Below are 26542 nucleotides of genomic sequence, written 5' to 3' on the forward strand. Positions count from 1 at the left end.
AAAGAGGGCCGCGCGAATGCGTCGCGCGGCCCTCGTCGTCACGTCAGGAGCGGACTGAGCGAACTCAGAAGCTCATGCTGTAGCGAGCCCACAGGTAGCGGCCAACGGTGTCGAAGCTGTTCACGTCCGTGTTGGCGTTCAGCACGTTGTTCTGATACAGCATGGGCGGCTGCTTGTCGAACACGTTGTCCAGGCCCACTTCCACCTTCGAATTGAACCACGGCAGCGCGTAGTTCACGCTGACGCTGTGCAGGAAGTAGGAACCGTAGGGGACCACCACGTTCGGATAGCCGGCGTCGGCGCTGCGGTTCTGCGCCGGATCGGCGCTGCCGATGTCGAACGGACCGACGTAGCGCACGCGCCAGCTCGCGCCCAAGTCGCCCTTCTGCCAGTTCACGAACAGGCGGCCGCGGACACGCGAGTACAGGCCGTAGCTCTTGTTGTAGGTGCCGGCGATATGGGTCACCACGCCCGCCGGATCGGCCGGGTTGGTCTTGTTGTCGTAGCGCGCGATGTAGGTGCCGTCCAGGCCGAAGGTGTAGCTACCCCAGGCGGTGTCCGGCAGACGGTAGCGCAGCGCCAGATCCCAGCCCTTGGTGTCCAGGCGGCCCAGGTTGACGATCGGCTCGCGGATGAAGTTCACCTGGCCGTCGGAGTAACGGTTGATGAAGCCGCAGAACGGGCTGCTGTTGTCGCTGTAGCAGATGTCGGCCACGGTCTGCGCATCGGCGCGGTTGATCGTGTCGTTCAGGTACAGGCGCCAGTAGTCCAGGCTGGCCGAGAAGCCCGGCAGCCATTCCGGGTCATAGACCACGCCCCAGTCGAACGACTTGCCCTGCTCCGGCTTCAGAGCGAAACCGGCAGCGGTCGAACCCGACCACACGCCGGTGGTCTGCGACATGCCGCTCGGGGTGATGCCGGTGGCGCCCGGGATGGCGGTCGCGCCGGCGCCGGCGCCGCACGCCGCTTCATGGTCGCGCGGGGTGCCGGTGCGGCCGTAGCCGATGCAGGGGTCGGCGAAGTTCGGCGCATCGCCGCTGGCGCCCGCATACAGGTTCTCGATCGTCGGGGCGCGGAACACTTCGGCGACCGTGCCGCGCAGCAGCAGGTTCTGGATCGGACGCCACTCCAGCTGGACCTTGCTGTTGGTGGTGTTGCCGAAGGTGTTGTAGTCCGAGTAGCGCGAGCCCAGAGTCAGCGCCAGCAGATGCGCGAACGGGACCTCGGACAGCAGCGGGACGTACAGTTCGGCGTACAGCTCCTTCACGTTGTACTTGCCGCTCAGCGGCGTGCCGCAGGCTTCCTGCGAGATGAAGCAGTTGCCGTTGGCATTGGCGATGGCGATGTAGTCGACCGCGTTCTTCTGGTACTCCTCGCGCCAGGACACGCCCACCGCCAATTGGGTGGCGCCGGCCGGCAGCGAGAACAGCTCGCCGCTGGCGTTGGCTTCGAAGCTGCGCATCTGGTAGGTGGTGGAGTAGGTCGGACGCGCTTCGTACTTGCCGAGCGTCGCGACCGTCTGCGGGTCGTTGATGTTGAAGATGTTCAACGGGGTGCAGCCAGCGATCACCGCGCCGGCGCTGCCGCACTTGACCACGCCATCGGTGTCGCGGAACGACGGGCCCAGCGCGTCGCGCAGGCCGGCGTAGTACACGTAGCCGTAGCTGGTGTTTTCGCGGGTGTAGTGGCCGTAGTTCATGGCCGCGTCCCACTTCCAGGTGCTGTCGCCGACGAAGCCTTCCAGGCCGGCCACGACCTGGTCGGTGATGGTGCTGTAGTAGGAACGACGCTGGCCCAGCGAGGTGAAGCGGGTGAGCAGCTGGTTGTACTGGTTGCCGCCGTTGTCCGCGCCGAAGTTGGTGCCGAACGGGTTGTAGAAGTTGTTGGCGGAGATCACCACCTTGTCGCCACGGGCGTCGAACGGCAGCGGCGCGATCGCGAAGTTGGAGCTGGTCTTGTTGTGGTAGACCTGGGCGAAGGCGTTGATGCTGTCGGTGATCTGATAGTTGGCCAGGAAGAACGCGTTGGTGCGCTCCTGCGGTGTCATGATCAGGTTGGTGGCCTGGTAGTTGAAGGAGTCGGTCGCGCCGGAGTAGCAGCGATAATCGCCCTGCGAGGCGCCGGTCGCGCCGGGCTTCAGGGTGACGGTGGAGCAGCCGCCGTACTGCGGACGCAGTGCGGTCGGCACGGTGATGCGGCCGCGCGGATTGCGGCTGGAGCCGAGCACGGTGACCGCGCCGCTGTACAGGTAGGTCGCGTCCTTGGAGTACTTGCGGTTGGCCGAGGAGATGCCGTCGAACTTGTTGTAGTTCAGGCCGACCATGATGTTGCCGCGGTCGCCGACCTGACCGAAGGTCAGCGAGCCGCCGCTGCGCGCGCCGTCGCTCAGGTGGGTCGCCTGACCGTAATCGAGGGTGACCGCCAGGCCTTCGAAGTCCTTGCGCAGGATGAAGTTGACCACGCCGGCCACGGCGTCGGAGCCGTACACCGCCGAGGCGCCGCTGGTCAGCACTTCGATGCGCTCCACGGCGCTGGCGGGGATCGAGTTGACGTCGTTGTTGACGACGCGACGGCCGTTGACCAGCAGCAGGGTGCGCTCGTCGCCGAGGCCGCGCAGGTCGACCGAGGACTTGCCGTCGCCGCCGCCGTTGTTGACCGCCGGGGTGGCCGGCGCGCCGGACATCGCCGGCAGTTCCTGCACCAGGTCGCCGAGGGTCAGCTTGCCGGTCTGCTCGATCGCGGCGCGATCGATCACGACCACCGGGCTGGCGGTCTCGGTTTCAACGCGGGCAACGCGCGAGCCGGTGACCTGGATGGTGTCCAGGGTCTTGGACGCATCGTTGGACGCGGTGTCCTGGGCCGCGGCAGCGCCGGTGCTGAGCAACGCGGTGGTGCCGGCAGCGAGTGCGAACGCGATCGCGTCGCGCAAGCGATGGGTCTTGCAATTCATTGGCTCTCTCTCCGAAAGGTGTATGTCAGCTGAGTTCTCCTGCGGAGGCGCCGAAAATGCGATGCCAAAAACCGCGGGGTGAGCCGATGTTAACTTTGTCTTCAGAGAAATTAAAGAGTCGTTAATGAGGGTGCAATTTAAGTGATGTGCATCACGTAAACTCAGGCAACAAAAAAGCCTCCGCGAGGAGGCTTTTTCTTTGCGGAACAACGTGTTGCGACCGTTCGCTAGAGGTCCTGCTCGTAGCGCACATAGGGGATGGTCCCCTCTTCGGTGCTGATGTTGTTCGGCGAGAACGGGTTCTTGCCGCGGGTGATGACGTTCTCGGCACCGACGGTCAGCTGGCCGCTCCACGGGGTGCGCCAGGTCAGGCCCACGCCCAGGCCGGTCCACTTGCCCGGCTGACCGGGGGCGTCGACCACGCGGCCGATGACGTTGGCGCTGAACGAGCCGTAGCCGCCGCCGATGCTCAGGCTCTTGCTGTCCCAGCGGTCGAGCATGGCCGGGGTGGCGTCGGCGATCGGCACCAGGCGCGCCTTGGCGTAGGTGCCGCCGATCGAGACGAAGCCCTCGCGGCCGATGTTCTGCTGCGCGAAGACGGTCAGATCGTTCTGCTCCATCCGCATCGACGGCGTCTTGTTGGCGCCGGCCAGCCAGGCGGGGAGGTTCTCGCGGCCGGTGCCGGCCGACAGCGACAGACGCCCGCCGGGGCGGTTGAAGGTGGTGGTGGCGGCGACATGGTGGCCGCTGGTGCCGTCGTCGTCGCCCAGGCTGGCCAGCATGCAGTGGCTCGCCAGCCCGCTGATGCTGCTGCCGCTGGCGCTGTTGCACAACAGGCCCAACGAGTCGCCGGAGGACAGGCCGAACGCGGCATCCAGGGAGTTGCGGCCGAAGTGCCAGCGCGCGCCGACCGCCTGTTCGCCGGTGGGCTCCAGGTACAGCAGCGCCTCGACCTTGCCGCTGCCTTTGTTCCAGACCGGCAGCACGGTGCGGTCCTGGCCGTTGGCCGGCTTGCTCTGCGCGTGCGCGCCCGTGCTCGCCGCGAGGGCGATCAGCAGGGCGAGCGGTAGGCGCAGGAAGGGTCGCATCAGCAGTCTGAGACTTGGGGCGGGCACGAAAGTTCCCGCCGGACAGGGTGGTTGATGCTAGTGGGTTTATGTTTCTTTAACAAGTCGGACTCCCCGGTCGCGACGCGCATTTCCGCTAGTGCAAGCGCTCCGAGGACGTCGGTTCAGCCTGCGTTACGGCAAACAATACTCCGAATTCCGTCAAGGGGAAGTCATAGTGCCGGCCGCAGAATTCGCAGCGGATCTCAACTTGGCCGGTGGCCTCGGCCGCGGCCCGGGCTTCCTCCTCTCCGAGGGAGCGCAGCATCGCGGCCACCCGTTCGCGCGAGCAGGAGCAGCCGAAGCGCAGCGGACGGTCGCCGAGCAGTTCCGGGGTCTCCTCATGGAACAGCCGGTGCAGCAGGGTCTCGGCCGGCGTCGCCAGCAGTTCGGCCTCGCCGACGGTCTCGAACAGCGCACCGGCGCGGTTCCAGCCGTCCTCGTCGCCGGCGTCGCCGGGCAGCTTCTGCAGCAGCAGGCCGGCGGCGTGGCTGCCGTCGGCGGCCAGGATCAGCCGCGTCGGCAACTGTTCGGACTGGCGGAAGTAGTCCTCGAAGGCTTCGTCCAGCTCGGCCGAGGACATCGCCACCAGGCTCTGGTAGCGCTGCGGTTCGCGCGGGTCCAGGCCGGGGTTCTCGATGGTGATCGCCAGCAGGGCGTCGTCGCCCAGCGCGCGTAGGTCGCGCGGCGCGTCCTGGCCTTCGCTCAACTGGACGATGCCGCGCAGCGTGCCGGCCGCGGTGCACTCGGCGAACAGGGTGCGCAGCGCGCCCTGGCTGCGCAACTGCACCGACAGGCGACCGTCGACCTTGGTGTGGCCGGTGAACAGGGCCGCGGCGACGCAGGCCTCGCCCAGCAGTTCGGTGGCCGCGGCGGGGTAGCTGGCCGGCGCCAGGATCTCGCGCCAGGTGTCGTGCAGGCGCACGTGCACACCGCGCACACCGGCGCCGGGTAGCAGGAAGCGGGTCAGACGATCGTCGGAAGAATGCATTGCGGCCTCGCTGCGCATGGGAAGATGGCGACCGCACGAGAGTGGATCGTCACGGTGGACCAGATCGAAGAGAGCATAGGAATGGGGGCGGCGCGCCGCGATGCAAGTGGTGCTGCGCCGGTGCGTCCGCGGGCCAGGCGCTGGCGGCGCTGGCTGCTGCTGGCGCCGTTGGTCTTCGTGCTGGCGAGCGTGTCGCAGGTGCTTCTGCTGCGCTTCGTCGACCCGCCGTTCTCGGCGATGATGCTGGAGCGCCAGCTCGGCGCCTGGGCCGGCGGCGACTGGTCGTACCGCATCGCCTACGACTGGCGCGATACCGCGCAGATCGCGCCGAGCCTGCCGATCTCGCTGGTCGCCGCGGAGGACCAGCGCTTTCCCAGCCACCATGGCTTCGACCTGGACGCGATCGAGAAGGCGCGCGACCACAACGCGCGTGGCGGGCGCCTGCGCGGCGCCAGCACGATCAGCCAGCAGGTCGCCAAGAACCTGTTCCTGTGGCAGGGCCGGAGTTGGTTGCGCAAGGGGCTGGAGGCCTGGTACACGGTGCTGATCGAGGCACTGTGGTCGAAGCAGCGCATTCTCGAGGTGTACGCCAACGTGGCCGAGTTCGGCGACGGCGTGTACGGCGCCCAGGCGGCGGCGCGCAGCTTCTGGAACAAGGACGCGGCGCAACTGACCCCGGCGCAGAGCGCGCTGCTGGCGGCGGTGCTGCCGGCGCCGCAGCGCTACAACGCCACGCGCCCCGGCCCCTATGTGCAGGGGCGGGCCAACTGGATCCAGCGCCAGACCCGGCAACTGGGCGGCCCGGCCTACCTGCAGGCGCCGTAGGCCTGAAGCCCTCTCCCCTCGGGAGAGGGGTTGGGGTGAGGGTGCGGCCGCACGTGCGCATTGGGGTTCAGCGGCAGGCGGACCCTCATCCGCCCCTTCGGGGCACCTTCTCCCAGTGGGAGAAGGAAGTCTGAGCCCCTCTCCCCTCGGGAGAGGGGTTGGGGTGAGGGTACGGCGGCGCGCGCGTGTGGGGTCGGCGGCAGGTGGACCCTCATCCGTCCCTTCGGGGCGCCGTCTCCCAGTGGGAGAAGGAAGTCTGAGCCCCTCTCCCCTCGGGAGAGGGGTTGGGGTGAGGGTGCGGCCGCACGTGCGCATTGGGGTTCGGCGGCAGGCGGACCCTCATCCGCCCCTTCGGGGCACCTTCTCCCAGTGGGAGAAGGGAAGAGCTCCCGCTTTTGCCAAGCGAAGCGCCCGCCGCTGGTGAACGCGCAGGCCGCTCCGTACCATCCGCCGATGGAATCCGAACGCCTCACCGTCGTCGTCACTGCGTTCAACGAGGCGCAGACCCTGCCGCTGTTGCACCCCCGCATCCTCGCCGCGCTCGACGCCGTGCCGGGGCTGGAGGGGCGCGTGCTGTACGTGGACGACGGCAGCCGCGACGCAACCTGGGACACGATCCAGACCCTGGCCGCGTCCGATCCGCGGGTCGGCGCGCTGCGCCTGTCGCGCAACTTCGGCAAGGAACTGGCGCTGACTGCGGGCCTGGACTGTGTCGAGCGCGGCGCGGCGATGCTGCTGGATGCCGATGGGCAGGATCCGCCGGAACTGATCGGGCAGTTCGTGGCGCATTGGCGCGCCGGCTACGACGACATCTACGGCACGCGCCTGGTGCGCGAAGGCGAGGGCTGGCTCAAGCGCGGCACCGCGGCGTTGTTCTACCGGGTGATCGGGCGCCTGTCGAAGACGCCGATCCCCGCCGATACCGGCGATTTCCGCCTGTTGTCGCCGCGCGCGCTGGCCGCGCTGCGGCAGTTGCGCGAGCGCCACCGCTTCATGAAGGGGTTGTTCGGCTGGATCGGCTTCCGCCGCCTGGCGGTGCCGTACCGGCGCGCGCCGCGGCTGGCCGGGCGCAGCAAGTTCAGTCTGTGGCGGCTGTGGAATTTCGCCCTGGACGGCATCACCGGGTTCTCCACCGCACCGTTGCGGGTGGCGACCTACCTGGGGCTGGCGACGGCGGTCGGCGCCTTCCTGTTCGCGATCTGGGTGGTGGTCAAGGCGGCGCTGTGGGGCGACCCGGTAGCGGGCTGGCCGACGATGATGGCGGTCATCCTGTTCCTGGGCGGCGTGCAGCTGATCGCGCTGGGCCTGATCGGCGAATACCTGGGCCGCCTGTACGAGGAATCCAAGCAACGTCCGCTGTACCTGGTGGAGACCTGGCGTGCACCGGGCGAAGGAGTATGCTCGGCCGTGCGATCCAGCGAACCGGGAGGCAGCGATGCGCACGGTACGGCAGGTCTTGAGCGAAAAGGGCAATGAGATCCATGCGGTCGCGCCGGACACGGCGGTGATCGAGGCGCTGCGGCTGATGGCCGCCAAGGGCATCGGCGCGGTACTGGTGCTGCAGGACGGACAGCTGTCCGGCATCCTGTCCGAGCGCGACTACGCGCGCAAGGTGGTGCTGCAGGACCGCTCCTCGGCGACCACGCCGGTGCGCGACATCATGAGCAGCAAGGTGCACACCGTGGATTCCGCACAGAGCGTGCAGCAGTGCATGGAACTGATGACCGGGCACCGCATCCGCCACCTGCCGGTGGTGGACGCCGGCCGCGTGATCGGCGTGATCTCGATCGGCGACCTGGTCAAGGCGGTGATCGAGGAGCAGCGCCAGGAGCTGGATCAGTTGCAGGAGTACATCAGGAGCTGAGGGGCTGGGAATCGGGAGTTGGGAATCGGGAACAGGAAATCAAAAGCGCCGATCTCCTTAATCCACCTTGAGACATCGGTGGCCCGACGAGATGGATGCGCGGAATCCGCTTTTGATCCTGCGACTCCCTATTCCCGATTCCCCATTCCCGGCTTCAATGCCCGCACTGAATATCCTTGCCCGGCCCGGTCTCGATGGTGGCCAGCAGCGCGGCGGGCGGGGCGATGCTGCCCAGGGCGATGGCGATCGCGCCGCGGACGCCCAGGGCCTTGAAGTCGGGGCGGAAGCTCGGGTCCTTGAAGGTGCCGCCGACGCGCAGCGGCGAGCGCAGGGCGAGGATGCTGTGGTCCTTCGGTTGCGCCTTCAGCAGCAAGTCCAGGCGTTCCTGGCTCAGGTCGATGGTGCCGCTGCCCACCAGCAGGGTATCGGTGCTGTCGAAGGCCAGGCCGCGCGAGGTCATCAATCCGTGCTGGACGCCGAAGTCGCCGAACGCGCAGCGCACCGGGATCTCGCGGTCCTTGGTCACCAGGTACTTCAGCGATTCGGCGATATCCAGGCCGGCCAGTTCCATCACCAGGTTGCTGATGCGGCCCTTGCCCATGCCGATGGCGACGTTGCCGTCGGCGCTGCCGAGCATCTGCGCGATGGAGTTGCCGCTGCCGGCCAGCGCGATCTCGCCGCCGATCGCGCCGGCCGCTTCCTTGGCCAGTTTGCCGTCGGGGAACAGCTTGCCCAACTGCACGCCGCGGATCGACACCTGCGCGCGGGTGAACAGCGTGGGTTTGCGCGCATCCATGCGGATATCCGAGCGCAGGTCGCCGCCGGCCACGCCGAAGTTCAGCGGTTGCAGCAAGAGCACACCATCATCGAGCTTCAGGTGTGCGTCCATGTCGTCCAGCGGCAGCGACGGCGCATTGATGCGCTGCGCTTTCCAGCGCACGTCGGCATCCATCGCGCGCAGCTTGCCGAGGTCGTACGGCGTGGACGGTAGCACCTTGTCGGTGGCGGCGAGCTTGGCTGCCTGCGCCTTCTGCTCGGCGTTGGCGGTCTCCCCGGCGCCGGTGCGCGGCGGCGCGCCGACGAAGCCGGCCAGGTCGTCGAAATCCAGCCGCTGCGAACGCAGGTCGGCGCGCAGGAACGGGCGTTGCCCGGCGGTGTCGATCTGCACCGTGCCGGCCAGGTCGCTGTCACCGGCGCGGCCGCGGAAGTCCTGGTAGCGCCAGCGCTCGCCGTCGCGCTGCAGGCGCCCGTCGAGTTGGTAGGGCGGCGTGGAGGGGATGGCGATGCCCAGCAGCGGATACAGGTGCGCCATGTCGGTGCCGGCCAGTTGCAGTTGCAGGTCGAACACACGCAACTGGAACGGATTGGTCAGCGTGCCGCGCATGTGTGCGCGGGTGCTGCCGGCGCTGCCGCGCAGGTCGACGCGGAACGGATGGTCGCTCTCGCTCAGTTCCAGCGGCGAGGCGGTATTGCCTTTCAGGGTGAAGGGATTGCCGCGCCAGCGGCCGTCGCCGCTGACCGCGATCGGCGGGGCGGCATCGCCACGGCGGCGCTGCCCGACCTGGCTGTCGACGGCAATGTCGATCTCGGTGCGCCCGACCGGATCCTGGAAACGAAGATGTCCCTGCTGCACCAGCAAGGCGCCCAGGACCACCGGCCTGCCGCCGTCGTCGGACTGGCCGAACGCCCAGTTGCCGGGCTGTCCGGCCGGGCCGGTCTCCAGCAGCAGATCGGGCTTGGTCAGGCGGATCTCGGGAATGCGCACGCGGCCGCGCAGCAGCGGCCACAGCGCGATATCCAGTTCGGCGCGGTCGGCGCTGGCCATCTGCGGCTGCTTCGACCAGTCCGCATTGGCGAAGCGCAGGCGATCGCCGCGCACGGTGATGACGCGGCCCAGGTCCACGTCGAGGTTGCCGTCGATATGGAAGGCGCGGCCGGTGCGTGCCTGCACCGCGCGTTCCACCGGCGCCTTGAACCAGTTCCAGTCGAAGATCAGGATGATGACGAGCAGGAGCAGCACCAGCGCGCCGAGCACGAACGGCCAACGCCGCAGGCGGCCGTCGTTGCGCCGCCAGGGCCAGGAGCGGCGGCGTGCGCCGGATGCGGAAGCAGGGTCGGGTGCCATGCGGCCATCCTAGGCAGCCGCCGTGCACGGGGTGCGAAAGCGAACTGCTGCCTCAGAGCACCTGGCCGGTCACCGCCACGAAGTGGCAGACGCTGCCGGCGAGCACGAACAGATGCCAGATGGCGTGGAAGTAGCGCACGGTGTCGCGCTGATAGAAATACGTGCCCAGGGTGTAGAACAGGCCGCCGGCCAGCAGCCAGCCCAACGTCCAGGCGTCGATGGAGCGCAGCAGTGGTTCGATCGCCACCACGATCAGCCAGCCCATGGCGATGTACAGGATGGTGGAGAGCAGGCGGAAGCGGCCGGTGAAGAACAGTTTGAAGATCACGCCGGCCACGGCGATGGTCCAGATCGCCGCGAACAGGCCCCAGCCCCACGGGCCGCGCAGGCCGATCAGGGTGAACGGGGTGTAGGTGCCGGCGATCAGCAGGTAGATCGCGCAGTGGTCGAAGATCTGCAGGCGCGCCTTGGCGCCGGGATGCGGAATGGCGTGGTACAGGGTGGACGCCACGTACAGCAGCAGCAAGGTGACGCTGAACACGATGGCGGTGGCGAGCTGCCAGCCGTCGCCGTAGATGGCGGCGAGGGTGATCAGCACCGAGCCGCCGGCCAGCGCGGCGATCGCGCCGAGGCCGTGGGTCAGCGCACTGGCGAGTTCATCGCGCCAGTCCGTGGAAGGCTGCGCGTCGGCGTTCGAGTAAGCGGGCGACCGGTCTGCATCCATGGGTCCGCACGGTAGCGCAATTGCGAGCGGTTCGCATCCGCTGCAGCGCAGGACTGCGACGCCGTTGGGCGTGCGCTCAGCCGGCGCACGCCCGCGGTCACATGGCGGTCATTCCACCGCCACGCTGTGCGCGTGTTCGCGGGTGGCGGCGAAGCGCACGTCCGGCGCACGTTCCTGCGCCAGTTGCAGGTTGACCCGGGTCGGCGCCAGGTAGACCAGTTCGCCGGCGGCGTCGATGCCCAGGTTCATCGCGTTCTTCTCGCGGAACTCTTCCAGCTTCTTGGGGTTGTCGCAGTGCACCCAGCGCGCGGTGACCACGCCGACCGGCTCGAAGCTGGCGTCCACGCCGTACTCGTCCTTGAGCCGGTAGGCGACCACGTCGAACTGCAGGGTGCCGACCGCGCCCAGGATCAGGTCGTTACTCATCAACGGGCGGAAGAACTGGGTGGCGCCTTCCTCGGACAGCTGCGCCAGGCCCTTCTGCAACTGCTTGAGCTTGAGCGGATCGCGCAGGCGCGCGCGGCGGAACAGTTCCGGGGCGAAGTTGGGAATGCCGGTGAACGACAGCGACTCGCCTTCGGTGAAGGTGTCGCCGATGGAGATGGTGCCGTGGTTGTGGATGCCGATGACATCGCCGGGGTAGGCCTCGGCGGCGATTTCGCGGTCGCTGGCCATGAAGGTCAGTGCGTTGGCCAGCTTGACCTCCTTGCCGGTGCGCACGTGCAGGGTCTTCATGCCGGCGGCGAAGCGGCCCGAGCAGATGCGCATGAAGGCGACGCGATCGCGGTGCTGCGGATCCATGTTGGCCTGGATCTTGAACACGAAGCCGGTGAGCTTGTCCTCGCCGGCCTGCACCTGGCGGCCGGTGGTGGCGCGCGGCTGCGGCGGCGGCGCGTGCTCGGCGAAGAAGTCCAGCAGCGGCTGCACGCCGAAGTTGTTGACGCCGGAGCCGAAGAACACCGGGGTCTGCTTGCCGGCGCGGTAGGCCGCCAGATCGAAGGCGTGGCTGGCGCCCTGTACCAGTTCCAGTTCCTCGCGCAGTTCGGCCAGCATCTGCTCGCCGATCTTCTCGGCCAGACCAGGCGCGTCCAGCGACGGGAAGATGGTCGAATCCTGGCGGGTGAAGTTGCGGCCTGGCTCGTACAGGTGCACTTCGCCGGTCACCAGATGCACCACGCCCTTCAGGCGCTGGCCCATGCCGATCGGCCAGGTCACCGGGGCGCACTCGATGCCCAGCACCGTCTCCACCTCGTCGAGCAGGTCGATCGGATCCTTGCCCTCGCGGTCGAGCTTGTTGATGAAGGTCATGATCGGCGTGTCGCGCAGCCGGCAGACTTCCATCAGCTTAATGGTGCGCTCTTCCACGCCCTTGGCCACGTCGATCACCATCAGCGCCGAGTCCACCGCGGTGAGCACGCGGTAGGTGTCCTCGCCGAAGTCGGCGTGGCCGGGGGTGTCGAGCAGGTTGATGATCTTGCCTTCGTACGGGAACTGCATCACCGACGAGGTCACCGAGATGCCGCGCTCCTTTTCCAGCGCCATCCAGTCCGAGGTGGCGTGGCGCGCGGCCTTGCGGCCCTTCACCGAGCCAGCCATCTGGATCGCCCCGCCGAACAGCAGCAGCTTTTCGGTCAGCGTGGTCTTGCCGGCGTCGGGGTGGGAAATGATGGCGAAGGTGCGGCGGCGCGCAGCTTCGGTGGCGACTTCGGACATGGGCGGCACGCCCGCAAGGGGCGTCATCGGCAACGGAGGAAGCCGGCGATTATAGCGGGCTTCCCGTATGGGCCGTTCAGTTGAGCAGCCAGGGATGCGGGCGCTTGCTGGACTGGCGCGCCACCAGGTTGTAGGCGATGACCATGCCGAGCAGCAGCAGGCTCCAGGCTGGTGCCAGCCAGTGCGGCGCCATGGCGCCGGGCAGGCCGACCTGGCCGATGCTGATCCCGCCCAGCATGGCCAGGACGAACTGGACCGCGCTCAGCGCCAGCGCGCCACGCGGCCAGCGCATGCAGGCCAGCAGCAGGCTGCTGGCTGCCAGGGTCGCGGATAGGGTGATCGACACGGTCAGCGGGTAATAGGCCGGTGGCGCATGCTTGAGCACGCCAAGTAGCCAGGACATGCCCAGCCAGGGCAGCATCGCCGCGATCGCGCGCTTCAGGATTACCTGGTTGAACAGCTTGCCGGCCTGCCCGGGGGCGCCCAGGCCGGGCAGTAGCGCGCTTTCCATCAGCCCCAGGTTGCCGTGCTTGCGCCACAGCCACAACCGTTGCAGGAACTTCACGCTGGACAGGTTGGCCATGACGTTGGCCATGACCAGCGGCAGCGTCGGCGATTGCGTGCGCAGCAACAGGGGCGTCCACAACACCAGCAGCAGCGCCGGCGTGACCAGCGCGGCCAGGAGGGTGTTGGCCGCGCTGCCGGGAGCGAAGCCGGGGCCGAGCGCATAGCGCATGGTGCGTTCTGGTTGATGGCGCAGATCGGAGGGAAAGGCGGGGCGTGCGATGCCCTGGATCCAGCCCAGGCGCCCACCCTGCGACTCGACCGCCTGCTTGGTGGTGCCGTCGCCGGGTTGGCGCTGCTGCAGGCCGATCCACATCGGGCGCGTCCATGCCGACAGCGCATCGGCCGGGCGACCACGCAGGTACCGGTACGACCACATGCTGGTCAGGCCGCAGGCGAGCGCGGCGAGCAGCATGCTGGCGCGCGGATGCATGGCCAGTGGCGCGAAACTGGCCTCGGGGAACAGGCCGCCGAACGTCCCCGGCAAGATGCCGATCAAGGGTGCACACCACGCCGGCAGGGTGGCGACCAACATGCCGAAGCTTGCGCTGAGCAGCAGGACAGAGAGGGAGAGGCCAGGGTCGACGGAACGCGCGGCCAACAGCAGCGTCGGCAGCAACACCGTCATGATCAGCGCGGCGCCGAACAGGCTGGCGCAGCGCGTTGCCACGCCGGGCAGGCGGAGTTGGCGCCCCTGCTCGAGCAGGCTCAGCAGACGAGCGCCCAGCAGCATCCACACGAACATCGCCAGGATCGCCGTGAGGATCGGCGGCAGGATGTAAGCGGCTTTTTCAGGCAGCCAGGTGCAGGCGAAGGCGGCGGCCAGGGCTGGCGGGTACAGCCACCCGGTTACGCCCGATGCCCTGTAGAGCAGTCGCAGATCTGCAGGAAGACGGCTCATCCGACCACCTCGATGAACAGGTCTTCCAGGCCCAGCCGGTCGATGCGGATGCCGGGGACGGTCAACAGCGCGGACGGCAGCTCGGTGGCATGCAGTACCACCACGATGCCGCCGTCGGCGCCTTGGCGGCGCGCCAGTTCGCCGCGCAGCGGTGCCTCCAGCGTCGCGGCCGCCGACGCGGGGATGCCGATGCGCAGTACGCGGTCCTTGAGTTCGTCCAGCGGCTGGTCCAGCAACAGCCGGCCCTGGTGCAGGAACGCCACGCGCGAGGCCACGCGTTCCAGGTCGCTGACGATGTGGCTGGAGAACAGCACGGTGGTGCCGGCGTCGCAGGTTTCGGTGACGATCTCGCGCATCAGATCGCGGCGTGCGACCGGATCCAGCGCCGAGGCGGGTTCGTCCAGGACCAGCAGTGCCGGCCGTGCGGCCAGCGCGCGCACCAGGGCCAGACGCTGGGCCTGGCCGGGCGAGAGCTTGCCGATGCTCTGGGTACGGTCAAGTTCCCAGCGGCGCAGCAGCGTGTCCGCGCGCTGCGCGTCCCAGTGCGGGTAGAGCTGTGCGGCGAAGGCGAGCAGTTCCTCCACGCGCATCCAGCCGAAGGCCTGCGGCTGCTGCGGCACGAAGCCCAACTGCGCCTTGCGCGCATCGTCCAGGCGCAAGGCCGGGCCGCCGAACACCCGCGCCTGGCCGCGTTGCGGCTGCAGCAGGCCGAGCAGGCAGGCCAGCAGGGTGCTCTTGCCGGCGCCGTTGCAGCCGATCAGCCCGACCACCTCGCCACGTGCCACCTGCAGGTCAACGCCCTGCAGCACCGTGCTGGTGCCGAAGGCCAGGTCCAGGTCGTGCGCCGCCACCGGCAGGTCCATGTCCAGTTCGGCCGGTTCTGCGGCCGCCATCGCCACGCTACTCATCGCCAGGTTCTCCAAACAACTGTTCAAGACGTTCGATCACGGGATGCGCCGGCAGGCCCAGTTCGCGGCAATGCCGGACCAGTTCCTGCAGGCGCGGTTCGATCAGCTCCAGGCGCTGCCCTTGCCGCTGCGGTGCGGCGGCGGTCGCGGCGATGGCCATGCCGCGGCCGCGCAGGCGTTCCAGCACACCCTCTGCCTCGAGCTGGCTGTAGGCGCGCGAGACCGTCATCGGGTTCACCGCGTGGGCGGCGGCGACCTCGCGCACCGAGGGCAGGCCGTCGCCCGGGCGCAGTTGCCCGGCGGCGACCAGGCGCCGGATCTGCTCGGCGATCTGCCGGTAGATCGGCTCGGGGGCGCTGGGTTGCACGTGCAGGTGGGTTGCATCCATGTGTATTAATACATCAATACACTTGGCGCATGTCAAGGCGTCTGCCGACGAACGGTAGGCGGTGCGCTCAGGGTGGGGTGGGATGGGCGAAGCGCAGTTCGCCCAGTGGGCCGGCCATCCGGAACGGCACCGATTGCAGGCGCAGGCCGCGGTTGAGCTGGAGGGCGAAATGCAGGTGCGGGCCGCTGCTCAGGCCGGTATTGCCGGACAGGCCGAGACGCTCGCCGCGCCGCACCGCCTGGCCGACCCGCACCTGCACGCCGCCGGCGGCCAGGTGCGCATAGATCGCCATGCTGCCGTCGGCGTGCACCACCCGCACCAGATTGGCGGCCTGGCCCAGGCGTGGATCGGTGCCGGACTCGCGGAAGTCGTCGCGTACCTCCATCACCACGCCCTCGCGCGCGGCCAGTATCGGCGTGCCCTCGGGCAGGGCGAAGTCCAGCGCATAGGCATTGGCCGGATCGCGATGGCTGAACGCGCCGCCGAAGCCCTGGTCGATGCGCACCGGGCGATCGGCGAAGGGCAGGGCGTACAGCACCGCGTCGGCATGGGCGCGCGGCGAGCCGGGCACCGCCTCGATGCGCAGCCGGGCGCCATCGGCGCCCGTCTCGGCCAAGTTGCCGGGCGGATACAGGCGTGCGACCACGCGGCGCTCGCCGGCGGCCAGCTCCACGGTCAGCGGCAGCGCGGGCACGGCGGTGAAGTCGTCGTTATCGCCCAGCAGGCGGATCTGCACCGGGCCGCCGAGCGGATTGCCCAGCGCGACCTCGCGCAGGCCGCTGTCGCGGGCCTTCACCTCCAGCCATGCCGGGGGTGGTGGTGGCACGGCCCGCGGGGCATTCCAGCGCAGCAGCGGCTGCGCCTGCGCGCCGGTCGCTGCCGCCAGCGACAAGACCACGGCAAGCCAGCGGCGGGGACGGCGTCGGCGCACGGACGTGAGGCGCGATGGGGGAAACGGAGTATGGCCGAGGCCAGGGATCGAAAAATCATATCGCTTCATCCGAATAAAGAGATTGACATTGCCGAAAATCGCTGGCATCGTGGCTCCACCATCGAGACCGGCGGAGGGACAGGCCCTTTGATGCCGGGGCAGCCAGCGGACGCGCAAGCGTTCGTGTAGGTGCCAAATCCTGCGGGGACCCACGCGTCCGCCGAAAGATGGTTCGATCCATGCCCTCTGCATGGCGAACGCGAGCTCCGCGAAGCTCGATGGCCGTTCCTCTCCGGATACCGCCATGCGCCTCGTGAACTCGCCTGATCGCCCCACCTCCGCCATTCCGTCCCACGACCGCGTTGCTGCGCCGGCCGACGGCGTGCACGCGATGCGTGGCGAGATCGCCGTCGCGTTGCCGCTGCGCCATGCCGGCGTGCAACTGCTGCGCCTGCGCTACGAGTTGAGCGGCCCGGTCGCCGCACCGGTGGTGTTCGTCGCCGGCGGCATCTCCGCGCACCGTCATCTGGCCGCCAACGCCAGCTTTCCCGAGAAGGGCTGGGCCGAAGGCCTGGTCGGGCCGGGGCGGGCGCTGGATCCGACCCAGCGGCGGCTGCTGGCATTCGATTTCGTCGGCGCCGACGGCAGCCTGGACGCGCCGATCGACAGCGCAGACCAGGCCGATGCCATCGCCGCGCTGCTGGACGCGCTGGACATCGCGCAACTGCAGGGGTTCGTCGGCTACTCCTACGGCGCGCTGGTCGGCCTGCAACTGGCGGTGCGGCATCCGCAACGCCTGCACAAGCTGATCGCGGTCAGCGGCGCGCACCGCGCGCATCCGTATGCCGCGGCCTGGCGCGCGCTGCAGCGCCGCGCGGTGGCGCTGGGGCAGCTGCAGTGCGCCGAGAGCCACGGGCTGTCGTTGGCGCGGCAGTTCGCCATGCTCAGCTATCGCACGCCCGAGGAATTCGGCGAGCGCTTCGACGCGGCGCCGGAAGTGATCAACGGCCGCGTCCGCGTCGCCGCCGAAGACTACCTGGACGCCGCCGGCGCGCAGTACGTGGCGCGCACCCAGGTCAACGCCTACCTGCGCCTGTCCGAATCCATCGACCTGCACCGCATCGATCCGGCCGCCGTCGCCGTGCCCACGGTGGTGGTGGCGGTCGAAGGCGACCGCCTGGTGCCGCTGTCGGACCTGGTCACCCTGGTCGAAGGGCTGGGCCCGCGCGGCAGCCTGCGCGTGCTGCGTTCGCCCTACGGCCACGACGCCTTCCTGAAAGAAACCGATCGCATCGACGCGATTCTCGCCACCGCCCTTCGCCCCACCGGAGTTGCCGCATGAGCACTGCCCACGACACCGATCTGCCCTGTAGTGCCGCCACCGCTGCGGTCCGCGCCGGTATCGACCGCGACACCGCCTACGGCGCGGTGACCCCGCCGATCGTGCTGTCGTCGAACTTCAGCTTCGACGGCTTCGGCAACAAGCGCCAGTACGACTACACCCGCAGCGGCAACCCCACCCGGGACCTGCTCGGCGAAGCGCTGGCGGAACTGGAAGGCGGCGCCGGCGGCGTGATCACCGCCACCGGCATGGGTGCGATCAATCTGGTGCTCAACGCGCTGCTGCAGCCCGGCGACAAGCTGGTGGTGCCGCACGACGCATACGGCGGCAGCTGGCGGCTGTTCAACGCGCTGGCCAAGAAGGGCCACTTCGAGCTGATCACCGCCGACCTGACCGATCCGCGCTCGCTGGCCGATGCGCTGGCGCAGGCGCCGAAGCTGGTGTTGATCGAGACCCCGTCCAACCCGCTGCTGCGCATCACCGACCTGCGCTTCGTCATCGACGCCACGCACAAGGCCGGCGCGCTGGCGGTGGTCGACAACACCTTCCTGTCGCCGGCGCTGCAGACCCCGATCGCGTTCGGCGCCGACTTGGTGATCCACTCCACCACCAAGTACGTCAACGGCCACAGCGACGTGGTCGGCGGCGCGGTGATCGCCGCCGATCCCGAGCTGCACCAGCAACTGGTGTGGTGGGCCAATGCGCTGGGCCTGACCGGCTCGCCGTTCGATGCGTTCCTGACCCTGCGCGGCCTGCGCACGCTGGACGCGCGCCTGCGCGCGCACCAGGAAAACGCGCAGGCGGTGGTGGAGCTGCTGACCACGCACGCCGCGGTGCGCCAGGTGTACTACCCCGGCCTGGCCTCGCATCCGGGCCACGCGGTGGCGGCGCGGCAGCAGCGCGGCTTCGGCGCGATGATCAGTTTCGAACTGGCTGGCGGCGAGGCCGAGGTGCGCGCCTTCGTCGACGGCCTGCGCTACTTCACCCTGGCCGAATCGCTGGGCGGCGTGGAGAGCCTGATCGCGCACCCGGCGACCATGACCCATGCGGCGATGACCGCCGAGGCGCGCGCCAAGGCCGGCATTTCCGACGGCCTGCTGCGCCTGTCGGTGGGCATCGAATCCAGCGCGGACCTGGTCGCCGACCTGCAGGCCGGCCTGCAGCGCGCGCAGCGCGCCGGCGAGGCGCTGGCACGCAAACGGGTGGACGCGTGAGCAGCGGGTTGGCCGATGCGCCGGCGGCGCCGCTGCGTGCGGCGCCCGCCACCGCAACTGCGCGGCTGGGCCTGCTGGGTACCGGCACGGTCGGTCGCGCCTTCGTCGCGCGTTACCAGGCGCTGCAGCAGCGCCGGCCCGGCTTGCCGACCTTCGCCTGGCTGGCCAATTCGCGCACCGTCGCCGACTGCGCGCTGGCACCGGCGCAGGCGCTGGCCGCAGCCAATGCCGCCGCGCGCACGGCGCAGGCGGTGACGCTTCCGGACGACCTGGGCCGGGGCGACATCGTGGTCGACGCCACCGCCAGCGAGGCGGTGGCGCAGCGCCATGCCGAGTGGCTGCGGCGCGGCGTGCACGTGGTCACCGCCAACAAGCTCGGCCAGGGCGCCGCGTTGGCGCGCGCCGAACAGATCCATGCGGCGCGGCATGCCGCCAGCACCCACTACGGCGACAGCGCCACGGTCGGCGCCGGGCTGCCGTTGCTGAGCAGCCTGCGCGCGCTGGTCGCCGGCGGCGACCACATCCACGCGGTGGAAGGCGTGCTGTCCGGCTCGCTGGCCTGGCTGTTGCACCGCTACGACGGCCGTCGTTCCTTTTCCGAGTGCGTGCGCGAGGCCGCGGCCGCCGGCTACACCGAACCCGATCCGCGCGAGGACCTGTCCGGCGAGGACGTGCGGCGCAAGTTGCTGATCCTGGCCCGTGCCGCGGGCCTGCCGTTGCGCGCCGAGCAGGTGCAGGTGGCGTCGCTGGTGCCGGCAGAGCTGGCCGCAGTGCCGCTGGCGCAGCTGGATGCCGCGTTGGAACTACTGGACGCGCCGTTGTCGGCGCGCCTGGCGCAGGCGCAGGCCGACGGTGCCTGCCTGCGCTTCGTCGGCCGCTTCGATGCGCACGGCGCCTCGGTCGGCCTGCGCGCGCTGCCGCTGACGCATCCGCTGGCCAGCGGCGCCGGCACCGACAACCGCGTCGCCATCCACAGCGACCGCTACCTGCAGCAGCCGCTGCTGATCCAGGGGCCGGGCGCCGGTGCCGATGTCACCGCGGCGGCCTTGCTCGACGACGTGCTGCGGATCGCGGTGCGCTGAACGAAGTGAACGACGCCCGCACTCAGTCGCGGGCATCGCGATCGGGCTTGGCTGGCGATGACGGCCAGCCGGCAAGTTGTGGGCATGGCCCGCAACGCAGAGGCGGCTGCGGTGCGGGCCACGTGGTGCGGCCATCGCGCGTCGCGCGGCGGCTGGCGCCTCACCTCATTGCAGACCCTGGCCCATGGTCTTCAGCAACTCGCCCTGGTAGTCGCCGCTGAATTCCCAGAAGAACGCGCCGCCCAGGCCCTGGGCCTTGACGTAGTTCATCTTCTCGGTGACCAGTGCCGGGTCGTCGTAACTCCAGAAGGTGCTGCCGTCGTACTTCCAGTGCGCGCGCGCCTGGGCGTCGACGTAGCTGGTGCCGGCGCGGCCGCGCAACACCTTGTAGTCCTCGATGCCGGCTTCGTAAGTGCCCGCCGCGGCGCTGCCGCTCTGGTACAGGCCGTGGTTGACGTTGGGCACGTTGGTCCAGCCGCGCCCGTAGAAACCGATGCCGAGGTTGAGCTTGGCGGCCGGCACGCCACGGTCGAGGAAGGCCTGGATGGCGTCGTTGCTGTTGTAGTAACGCTGGTCGCCGCTGGATGGATCGGCCGGCGATTCGAACAGCGCCGAGTGATGGTTGGTCTGCGGATCCCAGGCGCCGTGGAAGTCGTAGGTCATCACGTTGAGGTAGTCCAGGTATTGCGCGTACAGGTTCGGGTCGGTGACGCGGATCTTGTCGATGCCGGCGCCGACCGCCACGGTCAGCAGCAGTCCCGGCCGCACTTGGTCGAGCTGGCGGCGGAACTCGGCCAGCAACGCGGTGAAGTTCTGCCGGTCCTCGGGCGTGCCGCAGGCGATGCCGCAGGCCACCGGGTATTCCCAGTCGATGTCGATGCCGTCGAACACGCCAGCCGCGGCCGCGTTGCCGCCGGCGCCGTCGGTGATCGGCAGGTTGCCGCGGATGTAGGCGTCGATGCAGGAGGCGACGAAGGCCTGGCGGTTCTCGGCGCGCGCGGCGCTGGAGAATCCGCGCGACCAGGTCCAGCCGCCCAGCGAGATCAGCACCTTCAACCCGGGGTGCGCGGCCTTGAGCTTCTTCAACTGGTTCCAGTTGCCGCGCAGCGGCTGGTCCCAGGTGTCGCCCACGCCGTCCACGCTCTGCGCGGCGGAGAACGCCTTGGTGTAGTCGGCGAAGGCGTCGCCGCCGGCGCCGGTGCTGCTGTCGGAGGGCTGGGTGACGCCGACTTCGCAGCGGTTGTTGCGGACGTTGCCGAACGCGTAGTTGATATGGGTCAGGTAGCCGGCCGCGCCGCTGGTCTGGATGTCGCGCACCTGGTAGTTGCGGCCGTAGATGCCCCATTGGGTGAAGTAGCCGATCACGCGCTTGCCGCCGCCGGCGCTGGCGGGCAGGGTGCGCACGCTTAGCGTGGCGCTACTCGCCGAGACGTTGCCGGCGTTGTCGCGGGCGCGGACCGCGTAGGCGTACGCGGTGTCGGCGGTCAGCGCCGAATCGGTGTAAGCGGTGGTGGTGGAGGTGCCCACGCGGTTGCCGTCGCGGAGGATGTCGTAGCCGGCCAGGCCGCTGCCGCCGGCATTGTCGGCGGCGGCATTCCAGCTCAGGGTGATGGCGTTGCTGGCGCGTGTGGCCGCGGCCAGGCCGGTCGGCACGCTGGGTGCGGTGGTGTCGCTCGATGGCGCCGCGACGGTGATCGCGACCGCCGCGGAGGTGCTGCGCGCGCCGGCGTTGTCGGTGGCCACGGCGGTCAGGCTGTAGCTGCCGGCCGCCGCGCCGCTCCAGGCGAGCGTGTAGGGCGCGCCGCTCACGCTGCCCAGCGAGGTGGCGCCGCGGAAGAATTCGACCCGCGCGACGCTGCCGTCCGCATCATTGGCCGAGGCCTGCAGGGTGATGGTGTTGCCGACCACGAAGCGGGTGCCGGCGGTGGGCGCGGTCAGGGCCACGCTCGGCGGCTGGTTGGCCGAACTGCCGTCGCAGGTGCCCAGGTCCTGATACCAGCCGCAACTGGTGCAGTAGGTCGGCGCGGTGTTCCAGATCGGACCGTTGGCGCGGTACAGGTGACCGGCGTAGGTCAGGGTATCGCCGGCGGCGTAGATCGTGGCCGGATTCCAGGCGGCGACCCCGCTGCACGCGGCGGCCCAGGCCTGGCCGGGCATGAGGCCGGCCAGGACGAAACAGCAGAACAGCAACCACGATCCAGCGGATTTCGTGTGCATGGTGACGCCTCCGATGCGGTAGGTAACGCGACTGAGGAGCGGCGGTTCGCCGCTGTCTGGTTCCTTGGATCCGATCACCCGGGAGCGTGTGGCGCCGACGTCGTGTGGCGTTCGTGCGCGGACCGGGCAGGCGCAGGGTTCTGGCCAGAAGACAACGTTGTCAACAGACAATTCAGACGAATGCGAGATGTATCCAAAATCACCGCGATGACAACGTTTTCATGAACGGCTGATGCTGCAGCGCAATGGCTGCATATCGGGCACGTCTGCGTATGCGGGGCGCGGGCTGGCACGGTGCGTGGCGGGGCGAGGTGCGTGCGGCGCCCCAGGCGACGTGCTGTCGCCGCCGGCACGCCGCCACGATGCGCGACACGCCGCGTTCGTGCCGCCGTGCCGGCACCAATGGCGTGGCGAATGTGGGGTCAGGGCGCCTTGACCAGCGCCTCGAGCAACGCGGCATTGAAGCGCTGCGGCGCTTCCACCTGCGGGGAATGGCCGAGGTCGTCGAAGGCGACCAGACGCGCGCCGGGGATCGCCGCGGCCGCGCGCTTGCCCAGGGCTGGATAGTCGCCCAGGGTCGCGGCCAGCGCTGGTGGGGCCAGATCCTTGCCGATCGCGGTGCGGTCGCGCTGGCCGATGAACAGCGTGGTCGGTACCCGCAGTTGCGGGAAGCGCTGCACCACCGGCTGGTTGAACACCATGTCCGAGGTCAGCGCCTGGTCCCAGGCCACGCGATCGCCGCCGGGGCCGGCGTACATGCCCGCCTGCATGCTCACCCAACGGTCGTACTCGGGCTTCCACTGGCCGCCGTAGTAGACGGTTTGCTGGTACTGCTTGATCGAGGCCGCGTCGGTCCTGCGCTCCTTGGCGTACCAGGCGTCGACGCTGCGCCAGGGCACGCCGGCCGCCTTCCAGTCCTCCAGCCCGATCGGGTTCACCAGCAGCAACTGGCTCACGTCCTGCGGATACTGCAGCGCGTAGTGCGCGGCGAGCATGCCGCCCATCGAATGGCCGACGACCACGGCGCGGGTCACCCCGGCCTGTTGCAGCAACGCATGGGTGTTGGCCGCCAGTTGCGCGAAGGTGAACTGGTAGGCCTGCGGCTTGCTCGACTTGCAGAAGCCGATCTGGTCCGGCGCCAGCACCCGGTAGCCCTGTGCCACCAGCGCGGCGATCGTCGATGCCCAGGTCGCCGCGCAGAAGTTCTTGCCGTGCAGCACCACCACCGTGCGCCCGTTCGGCGTGCCGGTCGGGGCCACGTCCATGTACGCCATCTGCAGCGACTGGCGCTGCGACTCGAAGCGGTACCAGTGCACCGGGTAGGGATAGGCGAAGCCTTCCAGTTGCGCGCCGTAGCGCGGCGATGCGTCGGTGGCCGTGGCGGATGCGAGCGGCGACAGGGCGAGGGCGGCGAGCAGCAGGCAATGGCGCATGGGAGCGGGGCGGCAGGCGTGATGGAGCACGACCTTAGCCCGGCCCACGCGTGCGAGGCGTCAACGCATTACGCCGGCGGCAGGCTGCCGCCGTTGTGCACCAGGGTCAGGCAGGCGTGGCGCTGCATCTGCCCCAGCGGTTCCTGCAGCGCCGCCAGCACCTGTTCGGCCTGTGCGCCGAGCACCGGCCGGTACGCGGCCCAGCCGTTGCGGCCCTTGGCCTTGGCCTGGTACAGCGCGCGGTCGGCCAGCACCAGCAGCTGTTCCCAGCCGAGCAGGTTGTCGGGATCGTGCACGAACGGGAATTCGGCCAGTCCGATCGAGCAGGTGACCCGGCCCTGGCGGCCGTGGTCGAACACGAACGGGTGCGCGGCCACCGCGCGGCACAGCCGTTCGGCGGCCATGGTGAGGTTCTCGCGCGGCGCGGAGCGCAGCACCAGCAGGAACTCCTCGCCGCCCCAGCGCACCACGTAGTCGCTTTCGCGGGTCAGCCGCACCAGCAACTGCGCCATCTGCTGCAGCACCGCGTCGCCGGTGTGATGGCCGCCGCTGTCGTTGATCGACTTGAAGTGATCGATGTCGATCAGCGCGAACAGCATGCCCGAGGACAGCATGTCCTCGTCGTTGGCGGCCATGCGCCGGTACAGCGCGATGTCGCTGGGAATGTGCAGCGACAGGTAGCGGCGGTTGCGCAACTGGGTCAGTTCGTCGGTGAAGCTGGCCTCCTGCAGGCGCTGGTTGGCTGCCTGCAGCGCCTGCGTGCGATCGCGCACCTGGCGCTCCAGGATCTCGCGCTGGCGCCGGTTGTGCAGCCGCGCCAGGCACACGGCAGACAGCAGCAGGGCGAACGCGCCCAGTGCCAGCAGCAGCTTGTAGGACGCCGTTTCCTGGAAGCGCAGCGCGATGCGCAGCGGCAGCCGCGCCGGCGCCGCCGCCCACACGCCGGCGTTGTTGCTGCCGGTGACCTCGAACACGTAGTCGCCGCCGGGCAGGTTGGTGTAGCTGACCGACCGCTGGCGGATGTCGTCGAGGGTGCGCCAGTTGCGGTCGTAGCCGAGCAGCCGGTAGCGCAGCTCGACGTTCTGCGGCGCCTGGAACGAGGCGGCGGTGAACTCGAAGTCGAGGTCGCGCGCGGCTTCGGGCAGCGGCGCGGGCAGCGCCTGCGGTGTCAGCCACTGGCCCAGCGCGCGTACCCGCTCCACCACCGGCTGCGGCGCTACCGGATTCTTGACGATGCCGGCGGTGTCCAGGGCGACCACGCCGTCGCGGCTAGGCAGCCACAGCGCGCCGTGCTCGATGAAGCCCTTGCCGTTGCCGGCGCCGTTGCAGCACATGCCCTGCACACCGCCATGGCGCTGCGCGCGCTCGGTGAGCATCAGTTCGGCGTTCAGCGGCGCCTGCGGCGACGCCGCGTGGCGCTGCAGGTCGGCCAGGCGCACGCGGTAGACCCCGCGCAGGCCGGCCACCCAGATCCCGCCGCGGCCGTCGTCGGCGATGAAGAAGGCGGCGTTCACCGGCAGCCCGTCCTGCTCGCCGAACGCATACCAGTGCGTCCCGTCGAACAACCACAACTGCTCGTTGAGGGTGCCGACCAGCCACTGCCCATCGGGCAGTTCGTGGATCGCGGTGATGTCGGCGCTGGCCAGCGCCGAGCCCGGCGGGGCGAGGGCGACCAGGCGCTCGCCGCGCAGTTCGTACAGGCCCGACTGCGCGCCGACCAGCAGGCGGCCGCCACGGGTCTCGTGGACCAGGCGCACGCGCGGATCGCGCAGGCCGTCGGTCGTGCCGTAGCGGCGCAGCCGCGTGCCGTCGCTGCGGAACAGGCCGTCGTCGCTGGCGAACCACAGCCGCTGCGCACGGTCGCGGACGATGCCGCTGACCTGCAGGTCGCGCAGCGGCGCCATCCAGGCCGGCTGGCTGAGCCGGCCGTCGCGGTACAGGGCGGCGCCATGGCGCGTGCCGATCCACAGTTGCCCGGGTTCGGCCAGCAAGGTGTAGGGCGCCTCGTTGTGCAACTGGGCCAGGCTCAGGTGCTGCTGGTAGCGGCCAGCGCGCAACTGCGACAGGCCGCTGTCGGTGCCGACCCACAGCGATCCGTCCGGGTCGCGGGCCAGGGTCCAGACCAGCGCGTCGTCCAGCCCTTCGTGGGTGCTGTAGCGGCGGGTCCAGCCGTTCCACAGCCGGGTCGCGCCGTTCCAGCTGCTGCCCAGCCACAGGTTGCGCTCGCGATCCTCGAAGATGGCGTTGACGCCGATGTTCGGCTTGCTTTCCGGGCTGCGCTCGACGATCGCGCCATCGCGCACGCGCAGCAGCGCGCCGGGCTGTCCCACCCACAGGTTGCGGTCGCTGTCTTCGAACAGGGCCTGCACCGCGCGTCGGCTCAGGCCGCTGGCATCGGGCAGCCATTGCCAGCGCCCGTCGCGGCGCAACAGCAGGCCGTCGTGGGTGCCGGCCCAGACCGTGCCTTGCGCCTCCAGCAGGTGCTGCACCGGCGCGGCGCCGGCCTCCTGCGGCAGTGCCAGCGCCTCCGGCGCGTCCTGGCCGGCGACGAAGCGCAGCACGGCGCCGCGCGTCCCCACCCACAGCGCGTCGGTGCGCGGCAGCAGCGCAGAGGCGCCGCCGGCGATGCGGTAGCGCAGCTGCAGGCGATCGTCCTGCACCGCGTACACGCCATCCTGCGCCGCGACCAGCACGGTGCCGCGCGCATCGGTGGCGATCGCCTCGATGTTGAGCAGCGGCGCCTGGGGATCCTGCGGCAGCAGCGTGGCGAAGCGTCCGTCGCGGTAGCGCGACAGGCCGCGGTAGGTGCCGATCCACAACGTGCCGGCGGGATCGACGTGCAGCGCCTTGATCAGGTTGCCCGGCAGGTGCGCCGGCGCGCCTTCGTTGAACGAGGTCATGCGCACGCCGTCAAAGCGGGTCAGCCCGCCCATCGTGCCGATCCACAGATAGCCCTGGCGGTCCTGCGCGAACGCCTGCACGCTCAGCTGCGGCAGGCCCTGGTCCAGGCCCCAGCCTTCACGCTCGTAGTGGTTGAACTGCTTGTCCGGCTGCAGTGCCCGCGCCTGCGGCACACACGCGCTCCACGCTGTCGAGAGCATGGCCAGCTGTAGCGCCAGCAGGCGCCAGGAGGCGTGTGGGAAACGCAAGAGCATGCCAATGCCGGATCGGCCGACGTCTCTTGCGTTAGCGGCATCGCCGCGCCGATCTTTATCCGCGCAGCGACGGGGACGCTGGCGATCGCACGGGCCAGCGTCCAAGGCG

Annotated in this window: 19 protein-coding genes, 1 pseudogene and 1 riboswitch; of the genes and pseudogenes, 6 read left to right on the plus strand and 14 right to left on the minus strand. The window is 69.6% G+C overall.

Annotation, left to right across the window (positions count from 1 at the left end; translation table 11 throughout):
* Window positions 1-64: 64 nt before the first annotated feature.
* From M3U25_RS09735 to M3U25_RS09745, 3 genes are all read right to left on the minus strand, one after another.
* The gene (locus M3U25_RS09735; protein WP_355497866.1) at window positions 65-2950 is read right to left on the minus strand and encodes a TonB-dependent receptor; all 2886 of its coding nucleotides are present in this window, start codon (window positions 2948-2950) and stop codon (window positions 65-67) included.
* Window positions 2951-3177: 227 nt separating this feature from the next.
* Window positions 3178-4038, minus strand: a complete 861-nt coding sequence (locus M3U25_RS09740; RefSeq protein ID WP_242159466.1) for a hypothetical protein — start codon at window positions 4036-4038, stop codon at window positions 3178-3180.
* A gap of 115 nt (window positions 4039-4153) precedes the next feature.
* A complete protein-coding gene (locus M3U25_RS09745) occupies window positions 4154-5047 on the minus strand; it encodes an Hsp33 family molecular chaperone HslO (protein ID WP_160946440.1) in 894 nt (297 codons plus the stop codon).
* 81 nt (window positions 5048-5128) lie between these two features.
* Here M3U25_RS09745 and mtgA point away from each other — a divergent pair, with 81 nt between their 5' ends.
* From mtgA to M3U25_RS09760, 3 genes are all read left to right on the plus strand, one after another.
* Window positions 5129-5872, plus strand: a complete 744-nt coding sequence (mtgA, locus tag M3U25_RS09750; protein WP_355498558.1) for a monofunctional biosynthetic peptidoglycan transglycosylase — start codon at window positions 5129-5131, stop codon at window positions 5870-5872.
* Between the two features lie 453 nt (window positions 5873-6325).
* Window positions 6326-7348 carry a glycosyltransferase family 2 protein gene (locus tag M3U25_RS09755; protein WP_355497861.1) on the plus strand — a complete coding sequence of 341 codons (1023 nt, stop codon included), beginning with the start codon at window positions 6326-6328 and terminating at the stop codon, window positions 7346-7348.
* Complete coding sequence (locus tag M3U25_RS09760; protein ID WP_242159464.1) at window positions 7308-7736, plus strand: CBS domain-containing protein; 429 nt, start codon at window positions 7308-7310, stop codon at window positions 7734-7736. The genes M3U25_RS09755 and M3U25_RS09760 overlap by 41 nt, the downstream gene beginning before the upstream one ends.
* 154 nt (window positions 7737-7890) lie before the next feature.
* Here the strand turns inward: M3U25_RS09760 and M3U25_RS09765 are convergent, their stop codons facing one another.
* The 7 genes from M3U25_RS09765 to M3U25_RS09795 form a co-directional block, all read right to left on the minus strand.
* A complete protein-coding gene (locus M3U25_RS09765) occupies window positions 7891-9861 on the minus strand; it encodes an AsmA family protein (protein WP_355497858.1) in 1971 nt (656 codons plus the stop codon).
* Between the two features lie 52 nt (window positions 9862-9913).
* Complete coding sequence (locus tag M3U25_RS09770) at window positions 9914-10585, minus strand: hemolysin III family protein (protein WP_010344180.1); 672 nt, start codon at window positions 10583-10585, stop codon at window positions 9914-9916.
* Window positions 10586-10693: 108 nt separating this feature from the next.
* A complete protein-coding gene (locus M3U25_RS09775; RefSeq protein ID WP_160946436.1) occupies window positions 10694-12298 on the minus strand; it encodes a peptide chain release factor 3 in 1605 nt (534 codons plus the stop codon).
* 76 nt (window positions 12299-12374) lie between these two features.
* Window positions 12375-13763 carry a hypothetical protein gene (locus M3U25_RS09780; protein WP_355497853.1) on the minus strand — a complete coding sequence of 463 codons (1389 nt, stop codon included), beginning with the start codon at window positions 13761-13763 and terminating at the stop codon, window positions 12375-12377.
* On the minus strand, window positions 13760-14698 hold the full coding sequence (locus M3U25_RS09785) for an ABC transporter ATP-binding protein (RefSeq protein WP_355497850.1): 939 nt from the start codon (window positions 14696-14698) through the stop codon (window positions 13760-13762). The genes M3U25_RS09780 and M3U25_RS09785 overlap by 4 nt, the downstream gene beginning before the upstream one ends.
* Window positions 14664-15059 (minus strand): GntR family transcriptional regulator, encoded by a 396-nt coding sequence (locus M3U25_RS09790; protein WP_355497847.1) that lies wholly within the window; start codon window positions 15057-15059, stop codon window positions 14664-14666. Before M3U25_RS09790 ends, M3U25_RS09785 begins: the two co-directional genes overlap by 35 nt.
* Window positions 15060-15126: 67 nt before the next feature.
* Entirely contained in the window at window positions 15127-15861 is a 735-nt protein-coding gene (locus tag M3U25_RS09795; RefSeq protein WP_355498555.1) for a M23 family metallopeptidase, read from the minus strand.
* 244 nt (window positions 15862-16105) lie between these two features.
* Window positions 16106-16224: riboswitch (SAM riboswitch) on the plus strand.
* Window positions 16225-16294: 70 nt separating this feature from the next.
* Here M3U25_RS09795 and M3U25_RS09800 point away from each other — a divergent pair.
* Genes M3U25_RS09800 through M3U25_RS09810 form a run of 3 tightly spaced genes read left to right on the plus strand, consistent with a single transcriptional unit; the run spans window position 16295 to window position 19628 of the window.
* The gene (locus tag M3U25_RS09800; protein WP_355497844.1) at window positions 16295-17332 is read left to right on the plus strand and encodes a homoserine O-succinyltransferase; all 1038 of its coding nucleotides are present in this window, start codon (window positions 16295-16297) and stop codon (window positions 17330-17332) included.
* Complete coding sequence (locus M3U25_RS09805) at window positions 17329-18546, plus strand: O-succinylhomoserine (thiol)-lyase (RefSeq protein WP_160946433.1); 1218 nt, start codon at window positions 17329-17331, stop codon at window positions 18544-18546. The genes M3U25_RS09800 and M3U25_RS09805 overlap by 4 nt, the downstream gene beginning before the upstream one ends.
* On the plus strand, window positions 18543-19628 hold the full coding sequence (locus M3U25_RS09810) for a homoserine dehydrogenase (protein ID WP_355497840.1): 1086 nt from the start codon (window positions 18543-18545) through the stop codon (window positions 19626-19628). Before M3U25_RS09805 ends, M3U25_RS09810 begins: the two co-directional genes overlap by 4 nt.
* 165 nt (window positions 19629-19793) lie before the next feature.
* Here the strand turns inward: M3U25_RS09810 and M3U25_RS09815 are convergent, their stop codons facing one another.
* The 4 genes and pseudogenes from M3U25_RS09815 to M3U25_RS09830 form a co-directional block, all read right to left on the minus strand.
* Window positions 19794-21032 carry a glycoside hydrolase family 18 protein gene (locus M3U25_RS09815; protein ID WP_355498552.1) on the minus strand — a complete coding sequence of 413 codons (1239 nt, stop codon included), beginning with the start codon at window positions 21030-21032 and terminating at the stop codon, window positions 19794-19796.
* A gap of 351 nt (window positions 21033-21383) precedes the next feature.
* A pseudogene (locus M3U25_RS09820) lies at window positions 21384-21845 on the minus strand (Ig-like domain-containing protein); the annotation flags it as partial.
* Window positions 21846-22267: 422 nt separating this feature from the next.
* Complete coding sequence (locus M3U25_RS09825) at window positions 22268-23278, minus strand: alpha/beta hydrolase (protein ID WP_355497837.1); 1011 nt, start codon at window positions 23276-23278, stop codon at window positions 22268-22270.
* 68 nt (window positions 23279-23346) lie between these two features.
* The gene (locus tag M3U25_RS09830; protein ID WP_355497834.1) at window positions 23347-26433 is read right to left on the minus strand and encodes a two-component regulator propeller domain-containing protein; all 3087 of its coding nucleotides are present in this window, start codon (window positions 26431-26433) and stop codon (window positions 23347-23349) included.
* Window positions 26434-26542: the final 109 nt, after the last annotated feature.

The sequence above is a fragment of the Xanthomonas sp. PPL134 genome (assembly GCF_040595915.1).
Taxonomy (GTDB): domain Bacteria; phylum Pseudomonadota; class Gammaproteobacteria; order Xanthomonadales; family Xanthomonadaceae; genus Xanthomonas_A; species Xanthomonas_A indica.